At 49.1% G+C, this 16333-nt stretch carries 11 protein-coding genes, 1 tRNA gene and 3 rRNA genes; 5 read left to right on the top strand and 10 right to left on the bottom strand.

Annotation, left to right across the window (positions count from 1 at the left end):
* Positions 1–61 precede the first annotated feature (61 nt).
* Together spfP and polA are read right to left on the bottom strand one after the other, a co-directional pair.
* The gene (gene spfP, locus DY231_RS25705; RefSeq protein WP_071892919.1) at positions 62–109 is read right to left on the bottom strand and encodes a small protein SpfP; all 48 of its coding nucleotides are present in this window, start codon (positions 107–109) and stop codon (positions 62–64) included.
* A gap of 153 nt (positions 110–262) precedes the next feature.
* Entirely contained in the window at positions 263–3055 is a 2793-nt protein-coding gene (gene polA, locus DY231_RS23275) for a DNA polymerase I (RefSeq protein WP_115631701.1), read from the bottom strand.
* Between the two features lie 448 nt (positions 3056–3503).
* On the opposite strand from polA, the gene yihG reads away from it, so the two are divergent.
* Positions 3504–4391, top strand: coding sequence for a 1-acylglycerol-3-phosphate O-acyltransferase, YihG family (gene yihG / locus DY231_RS23280; protein WP_115631702.1), 888 nt, complete (start codon positions 3504–3506; stop codon positions 4389–4391).
* 31 nt (positions 4392–4422) lie between these two features.
* Here the strand turns inward: yihG and dsbA are convergent, their stop codons facing one another.
* The 3 genes from dsbA to DY231_RS23295 form a co-directional block, all read right to left on the bottom strand.
* Positions 4423–5046 carry a thiol:disulfide interchange protein DsbA gene (dsbA, locus tag DY231_RS23285; protein ID WP_115631940.1) on the bottom strand — a complete coding sequence of 208 codons (624 nt, stop codon included), beginning with the start codon at positions 5044–5046 and terminating at the stop codon, positions 4423–4425.
* A gap of 28 nt (positions 5047–5074) precedes the next feature.
* Positions 5075–6061, bottom strand: coding sequence for a serine/threonine protein kinase (locus tag DY231_RS23290; RefSeq protein WP_115631703.1), 987 nt, complete (start codon positions 6059–6061; stop codon positions 5075–5077).
* A gap of 76 nt (positions 6062–6137) precedes the next feature.
* Entirely contained in the window at positions 6138–6407 is a 270-nt protein-coding gene (locus DY231_RS23295; protein WP_034499931.1) for a YihD family protein, read from the bottom strand.
* A 71-nt stretch (positions 6408–6478) separates the two neighbouring features.
* Between DY231_RS23295 and mobA the strand changes: the two genes are divergently transcribed.
* Both mobA and mobB read left to right on the top strand, forming a co-directional pair.
* Entirely contained in the window at positions 6479–7060 is a 582-nt protein-coding gene (gene mobA, locus DY231_RS23300; protein WP_218568346.1) for a molybdenum cofactor guanylyltransferase MobA, read from the top strand.
* Positions 7060–7566, top strand: a complete 507-nt coding sequence (gene mobB / locus DY231_RS23305; RefSeq protein ID WP_115631705.1) for a molybdopterin-guanine dinucleotide biosynthesis protein MobB — start codon at positions 7060–7062, stop codon at positions 7564–7566. Before mobA ends, mobB begins: the two co-directional genes overlap by 1 nt.
* A 92-nt stretch (positions 7567–7658) precedes the next feature.
* Here mobB and rrf read toward each other — a convergent pair.
* From rrf to DY231_RS23325, 4 genes are all read right to left on the bottom strand, one after another.
* Positions 7659–7774, bottom strand: a 5S ribosomal RNA gene (gene rrf, locus DY231_RS23310).
* A gap of 112 nt (positions 7775–7886) precedes the next feature.
* Positions 7887–10795, bottom strand: a 23S ribosomal RNA gene (locus DY231_RS23315).
* 218 nt (positions 10796–11013) lie between these two features.
* Positions 11014–11089: transfer RNA gene (locus DY231_RS23320), tRNA-Glu, on the bottom strand.
* A gap of 85 nt (positions 11090–11174) precedes the next feature.
* Positions 11175–12714, bottom strand: a 16S ribosomal RNA gene (locus DY231_RS23325).
* The 16S, 23S and 5S rRNA genes sit together here with 1 tRNA gene alongside, the layout of an rRNA operon.
* A 498-nt stretch (positions 12715–13212) precedes the next feature.
* Between DY231_RS23325 and DY231_RS23330 the strand changes: the two genes are divergently transcribed.
* Positions 13213–13911, top strand: a complete 699-nt coding sequence (locus DY231_RS23330) for a FadR/GntR family transcriptional regulator (protein WP_115631706.1) — start codon at positions 13213–13215, stop codon at positions 13909–13911.
* 42 nt (positions 13912–13953) lie between these two features.
* A complete protein-coding gene (gene mdtD, locus DY231_RS23335) occupies positions 13954–15336 on the top strand; it encodes a multidrug transporter subunit MdtD (protein ID WP_034499906.1) in 1383 nt (460 codons plus the stop codon).
* Here the strand turns inward: mdtD and rbsR are convergent.
* Positions 15333–16325 carry a ribose operon transcriptional repressor RbsR gene (gene rbsR, locus DY231_RS23340; protein ID WP_115631707.1) on the bottom strand — a complete coding sequence of 331 codons (993 nt, stop codon included), beginning with the start codon at positions 16323–16325 and terminating at the stop codon, positions 15333–15335. The genes mdtD and rbsR overlap by 4 nt on opposite strands.
* Positions 16326–16333: the final 8 nt, after the last annotated feature.

The raw sequence follows: 16333 nt of genomic DNA on the forward strand, positions 1-16333 counted from the left end.
TTCCTGACTCGCGCCCAATAAAAAACGCCCCAGTCATTACTGACTGGGGCGGCTAAAATATTCAGCCAAATCCGATTACGTGAAGTAAAAGGTCTGAAAGATAGAACATCTTACCTCTGTACCCTACGCAAATAACTCTACTCCTTTTTAATCGGTTGAAAAAGTATTTTTTGTAGTTTTTTTTCACCCTTTACACACCGATATTGAAGCGTCATCACAAAAAGCTATGAGTTATGTTGCTTAGTTACATAAATCGCTTTAATTAGTGAGCTTCATCCCAGTTTACACCGCTTCCAACTTCCACCAGCAACGGCACATCAAGTTTCATGCTGCCTTCCATCAGCTCGTGAATTTTCTTCGATACGGCTTCCAGATCATCTTGATGCACTTCAAACACCAGTTCATCGTGTACCTGCATGATCATTTTCACACGCGGTTTTTCTGATTCAAGCCAGGCATCGACAGCAATCATGGCACGCTTGATGATATCGGCTGCCGTTCCCTGCATTGGGGCGTTGATAGCCGCACGTTCAGCACCAGCGCGACGGGCCGCATTACTGGAATTGATATCAGGTAAATAGAGACGGCGGCCATCCAGCGTTTCGACATAACCCTGCTCTTTTGCCTGCTTGCGAGTACGCTCCATATATTCCAGAACACCCGGGTAGCGCTCGAAGTAGAGATCCATGTATTTCTGCGACTCTTTTCGCGGAATATTGAGCTGGCGTGACAAACCAAACGCACTCATGCCGTAAATCAAACCGAAGTTGATCGCTTTCGCGCTGCGGCGTTGCTCGCCAGAAACATTATCCAGCGGAATACCGAATACTTCCGCAGCCGTCGCGCGGTGGATATCTTTGCCCTCAGCAAACGCCGTCAGCAGCCCTTTATCGCGGGATAAATGCGCCATGATGCGCAGTTCAATTTGCGAGTAGTCGGCAGAGACAATCAGGTAATCCTTCGGCGCAATAAAGGCCTGACGAATACGACGTCCTTCTTCATTACGCACTGGAATATTTTGCAGGTTTGGTTCGGTTGAAGATAAGCGCCCGGTTGCCGCAACAGCCTGATGATAAGAAGTGTGTACGCGCCCCGTTTTCGGGTTAATCATCAGCGGCAGCTTATCGGTATAGGTCGATTTCAGTTTTGCCAGCCCACGATGCTCAAGAATAACTTTAGGCAATGGATAGTCCAGAGCCAGCTCTTCCAGCACTTCTTCAGATGTTGACGGTGCGCCGCCAGGGGTTTTTTTCAGCGGCTTAATACCCTGCTTTTCAAACAGAATGGTTTGCAACTGCTTTGGAGAAGAGAGGTTAAACGGCTCACCCGCGATTTCGTGAGCGGTGATTTCCAGCTCAGCGAGGCGTTTTGTCAGTTGCTCAGAATGCGTATGCAGCACAGCCGGATCGATCTTCACGCCATTGCGTTCAATGCGTGAAAGCACAGGCACCAGCGGCATCTCAATATTTTTGAAGATACTTAATGGCCCTTCACGCTTTTCAAGCTGAGGCCACATTTTCAGGTGCAACTGCAAAGTCACGTCTGCATCTTCTGCGGCGTAACGCCCGGCCTGCTCGAGATCTATCTGGTTGAAGGTCAGCTGCTTTTTACCTTTACCAGCAATCTCTTCAAAAGTGATGGTTGTGTGCTTCAACCAGCGTGCGGAAAGGCTGTCCATATCATGGCGGCCTGCGACGCTATCAAGAATATAGGACTCAAGCATGGTATCGAACGCAATTCCGCGAAGTTCGATATCGTAGTTTTGCATGATGCCACGGTCAAACTTGAGGTTTTGCCCAACCTTAAGAATGCTTTCATCTTCAAGTAGCGGCTTCAACATTTCGAGTGCGCGTTCGCGAGTAATTTGCACTGGGGCATCTAAATAGTCATGCGCAACGGGGATGTAGCACGCAACGCCCGGCTCCGTGGCAAATGAAAGCCCGACCAGATTCGCACTGACGTTATCCAGACTGTCCGTTTCCGTGTCAAAGGCGATAACAGGCGCTTTCTTCAGACGAGTAATCCATTCTTCAAGCACGCTTTCTTCAAGAATGGTGACGTAGTTTTCATGAGAAAGGGCAATTGCTGGCTCTTCTGGTTCAGCTTCGGCTTCAATCTCAAGGGTTTTTTTAGGCTGAGTAGCCGTCTTCGCGCCCTTGGCCTGTAACCACTTGCCAGCTTCTACGTCGGTAATCCAGCGTTTGAATTCATATTGTTTGAACAGCTCAAGAAGCTCTTCGTCTGCAGGCTGCTGCACTTCTAATTGCTCGCAACCGAGTTCAAGCTCAACGTCCGTTTTAATGGTTGCCAGTTTATAGGAGAGGTAAGCAAGATCTTTGCTTTGCTCAAGCTTCGCCGCCATGGTTTTTGCACCACGGAAGGTTAATTCGGCGATTTTCTCTGGGTTGGCATACAGCGTATCCAGTCCACCTAAGCCTTGTAGCAGCGCCTGTGCTGTTTTCTCGCCAACGCCCGGCACACCAGGTATGTTATCTGACGAGTCACCCATTAACGCCAGGAAGTCGATGATGAGTTCTGGCGGCACGCCATATTTAGTGCGGACTTCATCCGGGCCAAGAATAGTATTGGTCATGGTATTGATCAGCGTAACGCCCGGTGTAACCAACTGCGCCATATCTTTATCACCGGTGCTAATCAACACCGGGCGACCAACTCGCTCGGCCTCAAGCGCTAGTGTGCCAATCACATCGTCAGCTTCCACGCCTGAAACCGCCAGGAGAGGCAAGCCCATGGCTTTAACCATCGCGTGGAGAGGTTCTATTTGCGCGCGCAGATCGTCGGGCATTGGCGGGCGATGAGATTTGTAATGCTCGAACAATTCGTCACGGAAGGTTTTACCTTTAGCATCAAAAACCACAGCGGCGTGAGTGGGTTGATACTGCAACAACAGACTGCGCAGCATGTTCAGCACACCGTACATTGCCCCTGTTGGTTCACCTTTGCTGTTGGTCAGCGGTGGAAAGGCGTGATAAGCACGATAAAGGTAGGATGAGCCATCAACGAGGATAAGTGGGTTTTGCGCGATCTGAACCATAATGTTCCGTTCCATGACTGGTTTTTTAGTTTATAGCTAAAGGATGCCATAGCCTGGCTGAAAACATGAACTTTTGAGGCAGATTAGGTGAAAAGTTTTGTTGATCTTCGAGATCGGCCTCAAGATCAATATTGTGGATAAGTTTGTGCATAATTCTTTAAGTATTTGATTATTCCTTTTACAGGAAATACTAATTCTCATAAATATTATTGTTTATCATTACCTTAGGGATTAACCGCTCAGGTTGGATGGCCTTACACAGGTGATCCGGAAATGTGGATATAAAAAATAATTATGTTATAGAGCAATAATATCAAAAGTCCTATATGCACCATTTATTAATGAGCAGTTTTAGTTTCATCACTCACTCGTCTTTTCTGATAAAATTCTCCACGTATTATTCTTTCCCCTGAACCTGACACTCTCTAACCATCTGAAAAATTTATTTATGTCGAGATTGTTCGCTGCGATAACGTTAATTCTGAGTGTCGTTCTCACCATTCTGGTGACTATTGCATGTTCGGTTCCCATTATTATCGCTGGAATCATCAAACTCCTGTTACCTATTCCAATCATCTGGCGTTCAATCTCGGCCTTTGCTGATTTCATGATGTATTGCTGGTGTGAGGGGTTAGCTTTCTTACTTAAGCTTAACCCACACCTAAAATGGGATATTGAGGGTCTGGACGAACTCAGCAAGAAGAACTGGTACCTGCTGATTTGTAATCACAGAAGCTGGGCCGATATCGTCATTTTATGCGTACTGTTTCGCAAACATATCCCGATGAATAAGTACTTTTTAAAACAACAGCTCGCCTGGGTACCCTTTATGGGCCTGGCTTGCTGGGCGTTGGATATGCCTTTTATGAAGCGGTATTCACGGGGATACTTACTCCGCCACCCGGAGCGGCGCGGTAAAGATGTCGAGACCACCCGCCGTTCATGCGAGAAATTTCGCTCTCATCCAACGACAATTGTGAATTTTGTCGAGGGTTCAAGATTTACTAGAGAAAAGCGATTACAGACTCGTTCAGCTTTCCAGAATCTTCTTCCACCGAAAGCTGCGGGTATCGCAATGGCTCTTAATGTATTGGGAAAACAGTTTGATAAACTCTTAAACGTCACGCTCTGTTACCCGGAGAATGCACAAAGCCCGTTCTATGACATGTTAAGTGGAAAGATGACTCGGATCGTGGTGAGAGTGTCGCTGGTGCCGATTGCAGAGGATCTGCATGGAGATTACATAAATGATAAGGGTTTTAAACGGCGTTTTCAGCAATGGCTGAATGCGTTATGGCATAAGAAAGACGCGCTGCTGACGAGCATTAAACGATAAAAAAAAGCCGGTCAATCGACCGGCTTTTTTATTATTTTTTCTCGACCAGGAACTTGGCCACATCAGCATATTGCTGGACGAATGCGTCCATGTTGCTGGTGTCCATTCCTTGCGGATTCAATTGATATTTACCGTTCACGAAAATAGCTGGAACACCCTGCAATTGCAGATCTGCCGCGGCTTTCTCTTGTTGGGCAACCAATGATTTCACCACAAAGCTATTCCATGCTGCGTCATACTCTTCAGCTTTAACGCCTGCATCAATGAATACCTGGCGGATATCTGCCACGTTTTGAACAGTCTGTGTTTTTTGCACAGCTTCAAACATAGGAGCAGTGATTTTATCTTCCACACCCAGCGCCATTGCTACCGCCCACGCCTGAGTCAGATCTTTGCCCAATGGGCCAAGGAACTCGACATGGTATTTAGTCATTTTGGTGCCTTCCGGCAGTTTTTTCTTCACGGTATCAGAAACATGAAGAACTTCTTCAAACTGATAGCAATGCGGGCAATAGAAAGAGAAGAACTCCAGAACCTGCGGCTCGCCAGCGACCGGTTTTTCCAAAGTAACGAACTCTTTGCCATCTTTATACTGCGCTGCAGAAACGCTGAATGCCAGGATCATCCCCGCCAGCGCCAGCCAAACCTTTTTCATCATCAAATCTCTCCTGAATAAATACTGATTAATACATTGGCGTTAATGTTAATGGTGGTTCACGCAGAACCCGGACCTGCTCTGTAAAAGTCGCAATTTGTCTCCGCCAGTAATCTTCGTCGGTAATCCACGGAAAATTTCTGGGGAATGCGGGATCATCCCAGCGTCGAATTATCCACGCGAGATAATAGACCATACGCATGGCTCGTAAAGGTTCTATGAGCGCAATTTCGTCTGAATTAAATGGGGCAAACTCTTCATATGCCTCAACAATCATTTCCAACTGCATTCTCTGCTCGGGTTTATCGCCATTGAGCAGCATCCAGATATCCTGAATTGCGGGGCCATTACGAGCATCATCGAGATCGACGAACAGAGGGCCATCGCGCCAGAGAATATTCCCCGGGTGGCAGTCTCCATGCAGTCGCAGTGACTCAAAATCAGCATGCCAGTGAAGTTTCACTTCTTCTATAAGTGCATCAGTTGCTTTTAAGAAGCGCTGTTTCAGAGCAGATGGAATGAGATGCGTGCGCTCAAACAGTTCACGCGGCTCAAATAAATATTCACTCAAGCCCATATCAGGACGAGCAGAAAATTGCTTGCGGCGCCCCGTTTGATGGATGCGGCCAAGATAGCGTCCCACCCATTCCATTTGATCCAGGCTATCTGTTTCGTACTGTCTTCCGCCTAAACTTGGAAACACAGCGTATATAAAGCCTTGATGGCGCAGCAATGTATTGCCGTTAAACTTCAATGGTGCGGCGACAGGAACCTCATCAGCCAGCAACTCAAGGGCAAACTGATGTTCTTCTTGTATTTGTTCAGGAGACCAGCGATGAGGACGATAAAATTTCACCACATAACGTTTTCGATCCTCGTCCTGAAACTGATAGACGCGGTTCTCAAAACTATTTAATGCAGTCAAGCCGGAATCCACCCGTATACCCTGGTCAAAAAGGGCATCCATGATGGTATCCGGATGTAGTGTCTGAAAATTGAAAGCGCTGTCTGTCATCCACGCAACCGACTGTAAATGCGAATAGTTGAGGATAACATTTCGTAGCCGTTAAAGTGGACTGGCTTACAAGCTTTTACTCTTTAATTACGCCACGAGCACGCAATAATGCGGTCTTAAAATCTTCTTCGTAGTCTTTCTGAATGCCTGGAATAACAGCATCTTTTGCAGAGTCACGCATTTTCAGATGATAAATAAGCACGTCATCGGTCAGATCGGTTAATTCACCGGTATAACCTGACTCTTTACTAAGTTTCTGTAAAAATTGAATCAAATTGAGATCAGGCTCTTTCTGCCATGCGGGCTGAAGTAGCTCGAGCAGTTCGTTAAGACGTTTGCATTTCATTATTGTGCTCCGTTCACATGCGAGGGGTACACGTTAGCAGGCTCAAACCCACATTAAAAGAGGCGATATTGGTGAGATGTTTAACGGAAGTTACTGGTGTGGTTTTGGCTGGTGGGCGATCAACTCGAATGGGCGGCCAGGATAAAGGGCTCATCGAATTAAATGGACTACCGCTGTTTGAACATGTCATCAGAAAGCTGGCACCACAGGTCAACGACGTGGTGATTAGCGCCAACAGAAATAGAGCAAAATATCAGTCTGTTGGGTTAACCGTTCTCAGCGATACATTGCCCGATTACCCCGGGCCGCTTGCTGGAATGTTGTCACTAATTAAGCAGTTACACAGTGAGTGGTTTTTGTTTTGCCCATGCGATACACCCAATATACCCGAAGATTTAGCATCCAGGCTTTGGGAGCAAAAAGGGGATGCTTCTGCCGTTTGGGTAAACGATGGTGAGCGAGATCATCCCACTATTGCCCTCCTGCACAAGAAACTCACTGCTCCGCTGGAAATCTATCTGGCGTCAGGTGAACGGCGAGTCATGGTTTTTCTGCGAGAGGTGGGCGGACACGCCGTATTATTTCCGAATCAGAAGCAAAATTTCGTCAACATTAATTCACCAGAAGATCTCGCTCAGTGGGAAAACATATAATGGTGCCTCTACTTGCTTTTGCCGCCTGGAGCGGTACAGGCAAAACAACACTTCTTAAGCAATTGATTCCTTTGCTTAATGAGCGAGGGATTCGTCCTGGTCTGATCAAACATACCCATCATGATGTCGATATCGATACACCCGGAAAAGACAGTTATGAACTGCGAAAAGCCGGTGCCGCACAAACAATCGTCGCCAATAATAATAGATGGGCATTAATGACCGAAACACCTGCGCAAGAAGAGCTGGATCTCCACTGGTTAGCCAGTCGAATGGATCCAACTTCATTGGATTTGATATTAGTTGAGGGATTTAAGCATGAAGCGATTCCAAAAATTCTGCTTTACAGGGATGGGCTAAAGCACAACATTGCTGAGCTTGTGGTAGATAACCAAGTGATTGCCATTGCTAGTGACGTGCAGCTTCCTGATGTACAGATTCCAGTTCTGGATATCAATTCACCCTTTCAGATCGCTGATTTTATTGCGGATTGGATTAAGAAGTGAAATTAGCCTGCCTTGTTGCGGGCATTTTTATGCATAAATCGCAGACAGCAAAAAGCCCTGTACGTCAGTACAGGGCTTTCTACTTATTTGGAGCCTGGCAGTTCCCTACTCTCGCATGGGGAGACCCCACACTACCATCGGCGCTACGGCGTTTCACTTCTGAGTTCGGCATGGGGTCAGGTGGGACCACCGCGCTAGTGCCGCCAGGCATATTCTGTTTCATCAACCGTCATGTTATCCACATAACCATCGACTTAAAATCTCGGTTCAAGCTGAAAATCAAATGCTTAGTCTCTCAACCAAAACACCTTCGGTGTTGTAAGGTTAAGCCTCACGGATCATTAGTACTGGTTAGCTCAACGTATCGCTACGCTTACACACCCAGCCTATCAACGTCGTAGTCTTCAACGTTCCTTCAGGGGAATCAAGTTCCCAGGGAGAATTCATCTCGGGGCAAGTTTCGCGCTTAGATGCTTTCAGCGCTTATCTTTTCCGCATTTAGCTACCGGGCAATGCCATTGGCATGACAACCCGAACACCAGTGATGCGTCCACTCCGGTCCTCTCGTACTAGGAGCAGCCCCCCTCAATTCTCCAGCGCCCACGGCAGATAGGGACCGAACTGTCTCACGACGTTCTAAACCCAGCTCGCGTACCACTTTAAATGGCGAACAGCCATACCCTTGGGACCTACTTCAGCCCCAGGATGTGATGAGCCGACATCGAGGTGCCAAACACCGCCGTCGATATGAACTCTTGGGCGGTATCAGCCTGTTATCCCCGGAGTACCTTTTATCCGTTGAGCGATGGCCCTTCCATTCAGAACCACCGGATCACTAAGACCTGCTTTCGCACCTGCTCGAGCCGTCACTCTCGCAGTCAAGCTAGCTTATGCCTTTGCACTAACCTCACGATGTCCGACCGTGATTAGCTAACCTTCGTGCTCCTCCGTTACGCTTTAGGAGGAGACCGCCCCAGTCAAACTACCCACCAGACACTGTCCGCAACCCGGATCACGGGTCTACGTTAGAACATCAAACATTAAAGGGTGGTATTTCAAGGTTGGCTCCATGCAGACTGGCGTCCACACTTCAAAGCCTCCCACCTATCCTACACATCAAGGCTCAATGTTCAGTGTCAAGCTATAGTAAAGGTTCACGGGGTCTTTCCGTCTTGCCGCGGGTACACTGCATCTTCACAGCGATTTCAATTTCACTGAGTCTCGGGTGGAGACAGCCTGGCCATCATTACGCCATTCGTGCAGGTCGGAACTTACCCGACAAGGAATTTCGCTACCTTAGGACCGTTATAGTTACGGCCGCCGTTTACCGGGGCTTCGATCAAGAGCTTCAGCTTGCGCTTAACCCCATCAATTAACCTTCCGGCACCGGGCAGGCGTCACACCGTATACGTCCACTTTCGTGTTTGCACAGTGCTGTGTTTTTAATAAACAGTTGCAGCCAGCTGGTATCTTCGACTGCCTTCAGCTCCATCCGCGAGGGACTTCACCTACCGACAGCGTGCCTTCTCCCGAAGTTACGGCACCATTTTGCCTAGTTCCTTCACCCGAGTTCTCTCAAGCGCCTTGGTATTCTCTACCTGACCACCTGTGTCGGTTTGGGGTACGATTCGTTGTTACCTGATGCTTAGAGGCTTTTCCTGGAAGTGCGGCATTTGTTACTTCAGCACCGTAGTGCCTCGTCATCACACCTCAGCGTTAGATAAGAGTCCGGATTTACCTAAACTCTCCGCCTACATGCTTAAACCGGGACAACCGTCGCCCGGCTAACATAGCCCTCTCCGTCCCCCCTTCGCAGTAACACCGAGTACAGGAATATTAACCTGTTTCCCATCGACTACGCCTTTCGGCCTCGCCTTAGGGGTCGACTCACCCTGCCCCGATTAACGTTGGACAGGAACCCTTGGTCTTCCGGCGAGCGGGTTTTTCACCCGCTTTATCGTTACTTATGTCAGCATTCGCACTTCTGATACCTCCACCAGACCTCACAGTCCAGCTTCAACGGCTTACAGAACGCTCCCCTACCCAACAACGCCTAAGCGTCGCTGCCGCAGCTTCGGTGCATGGTTTAGCCCCGTTACATCTTCCGCGCAGGCCGACTCGACCAGTGAGCTATTACGCTTTCTTTAAATGATGGCTGCTTCTAAGCCAACATCCTGGCTGTCTGTGCCTTCCCACATCGTTTCCCACTTAACCATGACTTTGGGACCTTAGCTGGCGGTCTGGGTTGTTTCCCTCTTCACGACGGACGTTAGCACCCGCCGTGTGTCTCCCGTGATAACATTCTTCGGTATTCGTAGTTTGCATCGGGTTGGTAAGCCGGGATGGCCCCCTAGCCGAAACAGTGCTCTACCCCCGAAGATGAGTTCACGAGGCGCTACCTAAATAGCTTTCGGGGAGAACCAGCTATCTCCCGGTTTGATTGGCCTTTCACCCCCAGCCACAAGTCATCCGCTAATTTTTCAACATTAGTCGGTTCGGTCCTCCAGTTAGTGTTACCCAACCTTCAACCTGCCCATGGCTAGATCACCGGGTTTCGGGTCTATACCCTGCAACTTAACGCCCAGTTAAGACTCGGTTTCCCTGCGGCTCCCCTATACGGTTAACCTTGCTACAGAATATAAGTCGCTGACCCATTATACAAAAGGTACGCAGTCACCCCATAAAAGAGGCTCCCACTGCTTGTACGTACACGGTTTCAGGTTCTGTTTCACTCCCCTCGCCGGGGTTCTTTTCGCCTTTCCCTCACGGTACTGGTTCACTATCGGTCAGTCAGGAGTATTTAGCCTTGGAGGATGGTCCCCCCATATTCAGACAGGATACCACGTGTCCCGCCCTACTCTTCGAGTTCACAGTATGTGTATTTTTGTGTACGGGAGTATCACCCTGTACCCTGCGACTTTCCAGACGCTTCCACTAATACACAAACTGATTCAGACTCTGGGCTGCTCCCCGTTCGCTCGCCGCTACTGGGGGAATCTCGGTTGATTTCTTTTCCTCGGGGTACTTAGATGTTTCAGTTCCCCCGGTTCGCTTCGTTAAGCTATGTATTCACTTAACGATAGTGCAACGAATTGCACTGGGTTTCCCCATTCGGAAATCGTCGGTTATAACGGTTCATATCACCTTACCGACGCTTATCGCAGATTAGCACGTCCTTCATCGCCTCTGACTGCCAGGGCATCCACCGTGTACGCTTAGTCGCTTAACCTCACAACCCGAAGATGTCTCGTGAGACACAATCGATGTTGTGAAAATTTGAGAGACTCGAACACACCGCATTTTCCTTTCTTATTACGGAGAAAGGAAACAGTGTGTCGTTTCAATTTTCAGCTTGTTCCGGATTTTTAAAGAGCAATATCTCAAACGTGACTCGAAAGTCAGTTTTGAGATATGTGTGATAATGTCTTTCACATCATTATCTTAAGATGGCGTCCCCAAGGGGATTCGAACCCCTGTTACAGCCGTGAAAGGGCAGTGTCCTGGGCCTCTAGACGATGGGGACACGATATCCCGTTGAAGGGATCGCTTGCTCATTTACTTCTATCAGACAATCTGTGTGAGCACTACGCAAGTTCGTATCTATTAGGTAAGGAGGTGATCCAACCGCAGGTTCCCCTACGGTTACCTTGTTACGACTTCACCCCAGTCATGAATCACAAAGTGGTAAGCGCCCTCCCGAAGGTTAAGCTACCTACTTCTTTTGCAACCCACTCCCATGGTGTGACGGGCGGTGTGTACAAGGCCCGGGAACGTATTCACCGTAGCATTCTGATCTACGATTACTAGCGATTCCGACTTCACGGAGTCGAGTTGCAGACTCCGATCCGGACTACGACGCACTTTATGAGGTCCGCTTGCTCTCGCGAGGTCGCTTCTCTTTGTATGCGCCATTGTAGCACGTGTGTAGCCCTACTCGTAAGGGCCATGATGACTTGACGTCATCCCCACCTTCCTCCAGTTTATCACTGGCAGTCTCCTTTGAGTTCCCGGCCGAACCGCTGGCAACAAAGGATAAGGGTTGCGCTCGTTGCGGGACTTAACCCAACATTTCACAACACGAGCTGACGACAGCCATGCAGCACCTGTCTCAGAGTTCCCGAAGGCACTAAGCTATCTCTAGCGAATTCTCTGGATGTCAAGAGTAGGTAAGGTTCTTCGCGTTGCATCGAATTAAACCACATGCTCCACCGCTTGTGCGGGCCCCCGTCAATTCATTTGAGTTTTAACCTTGCGGCCGTACTCCCCAGGCGGTCGACTTAACGCGTTAGCTCCGGAAGCCACTCCTCAAGGGAACAACCTCCAAGTCGACATCGTTTACGGCGTGGACTACCAGGGTATCTAATCCTGTTTGCTCCCCACGCTTTCGCACCTGAGCGTCAGTCTTTGTCCAGGGGGCCGCCTTCGCCACCGGTATTCCTCCAGATCTCTACGCATTTCACCGCTACACCTGGAATTCTACCCCCCTCTACAAGACTCTAGCCTGCCAGTTTCGAATGCAGTTCCCAGGTTGAGCCCGGGGATTTCACATCCGACTTGACAGACCGCCTGCGTGCGCTTTACGCCCAGTAATTCCGATTAACGCTTGCACCCTCCGTATTACCGCGGCTGCTGGCACGGAGTTAGCCGGTGCTTCTTCTGCGAGTAACGTCAATCACTGCGGTTATTAACCACAATGCCTTCCTCCTCGCTGAAAGTACTTTACAACCCGAAGGCCTTCTTCATACACGCGGCATGGCTGCATCAGGCTTGCGCCCATTGTGCAATATTCCCCACTGCTGCCTCCCGTAGGAGTCTGGACCGTGTCTCAGTTCCAGTGTGGCTGGTCATCCTCTCAGACCAGCTAGGGATCGTCGCCTAGGTGAGCCATTACCTCACCTACTAGCTAATCCCATCTGGGCACATCTGATGGCAAGAGGCCCGAAGGTCCCCCTCTTTGGTCCGAAGACGTTATGCGGTATTAGCTACCGTTTCCAGTAGTTATCCCCCTCCATCAGGCAGTTTCCCAGACATTACTCACCCGTCCGCCGCTCGTCACCCAGGAGCAAGCTCCCTGTGCTACCGCTCGACTTGCATGTGTTAGGCCTGCCGCCAGCGTTCAATCTGAGCCATGATCAAACTCTTCAATTAAAAGCTTGATTTGCTTCAACTCGTGAAGCGGTGCTCAAAAATTAACTTTCGTAATAATTCAACTAAATGAATTACTGCTTGGTCACTCTTCAAGACTTGATATTTTTTTATACCCGAAGGTATCTGAGATATCAATCCTGCGAGTGCCCACACAGATTGTCTGATAAATTGTTAAAGAGCAGTGAGTCAGGCGCTTTCGCTTGCTAACTCGAGGTGGCGCATATTACGCTTTCCTCTTTCAGAGTCAAGCGTTTATTTTCGCTTTTCATCTGGCTGACGGGCCGGTTTGTAAGCCGTTGTGCCGTGTCAGTGGAGGCGCAGTATAGGGATTTTCCGGAAGCTGACAAGTGTTTATTACAAATAAATTACCAAGCGTCTTTTTTTTCGCCAAAAGCACTGTAAAAGCCGCGGAACACGGGATATTTGCTGTTTTAAGCATCAGAAGAGAAGACCTGATGGCATACTAATAAAAGAAACAAAGCTAAAGGAACTGCATTCATGTCTTTATCTGCACAACAACTCGCGGCACAAAAGAACCTTTCCTATGTTCTGGCGGAGAAACTAGCACAAGGCATTCTCAGAGGTGAGTATGAAGCGGGCAGTATTTTGCCCGGTGAAATCGAACTGGGTGAACTCTTCGGTGTGAGTCGAACGGCTGTACGAGAAGCAGTAAAGACATTAACCGCGAAAGGGATGGTTTTACCACGCCCTCGCATCGGCACTCGCGTTATGCCTCGCAGCCACTGGAACTTCCTTGATAAGGAACTGCTAACCTGGTGGATGACAGAAGAGAACTTTAATGACGTGGTGGATTACTTCCTTGTTATGCGTAATAGCCTGGAACCACAAGCCTGTGCAATGGCCGCAATAAATGGCAGTGAAGAACAGAAAGCCCTCCTTAATGAAATGATGGCTGAGATGGTAAAGCTAAAAGGTGAATTTGACCGTCAACGCTGGATAGAAGTCGATATGGCGTACCATGAGCAAATCTATGCAATGAGTGGTAACCCTTTCCTTTGTTCTTTCGCTAACTTATTCCGTTCTATTTATTACAATTACTTCACCGCAATAACTAATAACGAAGTTATTAAGCTCGACTTGCACCAGGCAATCGTTGATGCCATTACCCAGGGCGACAGCCAGGCCGCGTTAATCGCTGGTCAGACGCTGTTGAACGAACCGTTCACTCAAGGGTAAAGACTCGCCTTCTCCTGGATGCGTTAAAACATCAGGATAAAAATGACCAAAACAGCTCGCAGTATGGCCGGGTTACCGTGGATAGCGGCGATGGCCTTCTTCATGCAGGCGCTGGATGCCACTATTCTCAACACTGCATTACCCGCAATAGCTCATAGCCTTGGGCGTTCGCCGCTGGCAATGCAATCCGCGATTATCAGTTACACCTTAACCGTTGCGATGCTGATCCCTGTCAGCGGCTGGCTTGCTGACCGCTTCGGCACACGGCGCGTGTTTATGTTCGCCGTTTCCCTCTTCACCCTCGGCTCGTTTGCCTGCGCGATGTCCAACTCGCTGGGTGAATTGGTCGTGTTCCGTGTGATTCAGGGAATCGGCGGGGCAATGATGATGCCGGTCGCGCGCTTAGCATTATTACGCGCCTATCCGCGTAGCGAATTGCTGCCCGTTTTAAACTTCGTCACCATGCCAGGGCTTGTAGGCCCAATCCTCGGCCCGTTGCTCGGCGGCGTTTTAGTCACGTGGGCGAGTTGGCACTGGATTTTCCTCATTAATATACCTATCGGAATTCTTGGCCTTATCTACGCCCGCAAGTACATGCCAAACTTCACAACTCCACGACGCGGCTTTGATATGACAGGCTTTCTTTTGTTTGGTCTGAGCCTGGTGTGCATTTCTAGTGGGATGGAGTTATTCGGCGAACGGATTGTTGCCAGTTACATCGGTATTCTGACGATATTAAGTGGGCTTGCTCTGCTGGCAGCTTATATCTGGCACGCGCGTCGCCACCCGACACCACTGATCGCTTTGCCAATGTTTCGCACCAGAACTTTCTCTATAGGGATCATCGGCAATCTTGCTTCGCGCCTGGGTACCGGTTGCGTACCATTCCTGATGCCTTTAATGCTACAAGTCGGTTTTGGTTATTCTGCATTGATTGCCGGATGCATGATGGCTCCAACCGCCATTGGCTCGTTACTGGCAAAATCGACCGTAACTCAGGTATTACGTCGTCTTGGCTATAGAAAAACGTTAGTCGGTGTCACGCTGGTTATCGGTTTGCTGATTGGCCAATTCTCATTGCAGTCGCCAGGAATGGAAGTGTGGATGCTGATTTTGCCGCTGTTTATTCTGGGGATGGCGATGTCTACGCAGTTCACGGCAATGAATACGATTACGCTCGCCGACCTCACCGATGAAAACGCCAGCAGCGGCAATAGTGTGCTGGCCGTAACGCAACAGTTGGCGATCAGTCTTGGCGTGGCGGTAAGTGCAGCGGTGCTTCGGTTGTATGAAGGAGTAGAAAGCATTAATACCGTTGAGCAGTTCCACTACACCTTCCTGACGATGGGTGCAGTGACGTTGGTTTCCGCTCTGGTGTTCTTACTATTACGCCCTAAAGACGGGCGCAATATGATCAAGCGTTAAACGGAACCGCGCTCCACCAGCTCAGGCGTCAAAAAGAGACGCTGCTGTTCCAGGGTGGGTTGCGCCATTCGATGTATCAATACATCAACGGCCAACTCACCCAGCTCATCTTTAGGCTGATGAATAGTCGTTAACGGTGGCGTCATATATCGCGCCAGTTCGATATCATCGTAACCCACCACCGCCATATCTTGCGGAACCTTCAAACCCGCCTGATACAGCGCATGATAAGCGCCAACGGCCATCGCATCGTTGCCAGTAAATACGGCGTGGGGAGGCTGTTCCAGCGCAAGCAGTGAATTCATCGCAGTAAAACCGCCCTGAAACTCAAAGTCACCGATGATTTCATAACCTTCATGAATTGTAAGCCCTGCGCGGTTCATCGCGTTGCGATAGCCTTCAAGGCGTAAGCGCGCTGGCGTTTTATCTTGCGGGCCAGTAATACAAGCGATCCGGGTATAACCATTATCAATGAGGTGTTGCGTTGCCGTGTCGCCGCCCAGTAAAGAGTTGTCCTGAATGACGTCACTTTCGCCCTCAAAAGGAGACCAGTCCATCATCACCGTAGGAATAGAAGGATAGCGGCTCATAATCGCGGGCGAAGGGAGATGAGTTTCGGTACATAAAAGAAGAAGACCATCGACGCGCTTTTGCAGCAGCGTTTCCAGGTTGCGATTCATTCGCTGCTCATCGCCTTCGGTATTACACAACACCAGGCTATAACCGCGCTCAAAACAACTACGTTCAACGCCACGCACCAGTTCAGAATAAAACGGGTTACTACTGGCGGTGATTAACATGCCAATAGTGTGGGTTTGGTTAAGCTTGAGACTACGCGCCAGTGCCGAGGGCGCATAGTTAAGAGTCTTGATTGCCGCATCAACCTTTGCGCGAATGGCATCACTCACGAAACGGTCATTGTTAATGACGTGCGAAACGGTTGAAGTCGAAACCCCTGCCATCTTCGCGACGTCTTTCATGGTGGCCATGATTATCC

The organism is Buttiauxella agrestis (assembly GCF_900446255.1).
Lineage (GTDB): Bacteria > Pseudomonadota > Gammaproteobacteria > Enterobacterales > Enterobacteriaceae > Buttiauxella > Buttiauxella agrestis.

Bases quoted from the DNA above. Each gene is read 5' to 3' on its own strand.
- yihG (WP_115631702.1), top strand. From the start codon at position 3,504: ATGTCGAGATTGTTCGCTGCGATAACGTTAATTCTGAGTGTCGTTCTC.
- mobB (WP_115631705.1), top strand. From the start codon at position 7,060: ATGGTGCCTCTACTTGCTTTTGCCGCCTGGAGCGGTACAGGCAAAACA.
- mdtD (WP_034499906.1), top strand. From the start codon at position 13,954: ATGACCAAAACAGCTCGCAGTATGGCCGGGTTACCGTGGATAGCGGCG.
- polA (WP_115631701.1), bottom strand. From the start codon at position 3,055: ATGGTTCAGATCGCGCAAAACCCACTTATCCTCGTTGATGGCTCATCC.
- rbsR (WP_115631707.1), bottom strand. From the start codon at position 16,325: ATGGCCACCATGAAAGACGTCGCGAAGATGGCAGGGGTTTCGACTTCA.
- dsbA (WP_115631940.1), bottom strand. From the start codon at position 5,046: ATGAAAAAGGTTTGGCTGGCGCTGGCGGGGATGATCCTGGCATTCAGC.
- DY231_RS23295 (WP_034499931.1), bottom strand. From the start codon at position 6,407: ATGAAATGCAAACGTCTTAACGAACTGCTCGAGCTACTTCAGCCCGCA.
- DY231_RS23290 (WP_115631703.1), bottom strand. From the start codon at position 6,061: ATGACAGACAGCGCTTTCAATTTTCAGACACTACATCCGGATACCATC.
- DY231_RS23330 (WP_115631706.1), top strand. From the start codon at position 13,213: ATGTCTTTATCTGCACAACAACTCGCGGCACAAAAGAACCTTTCCTAT.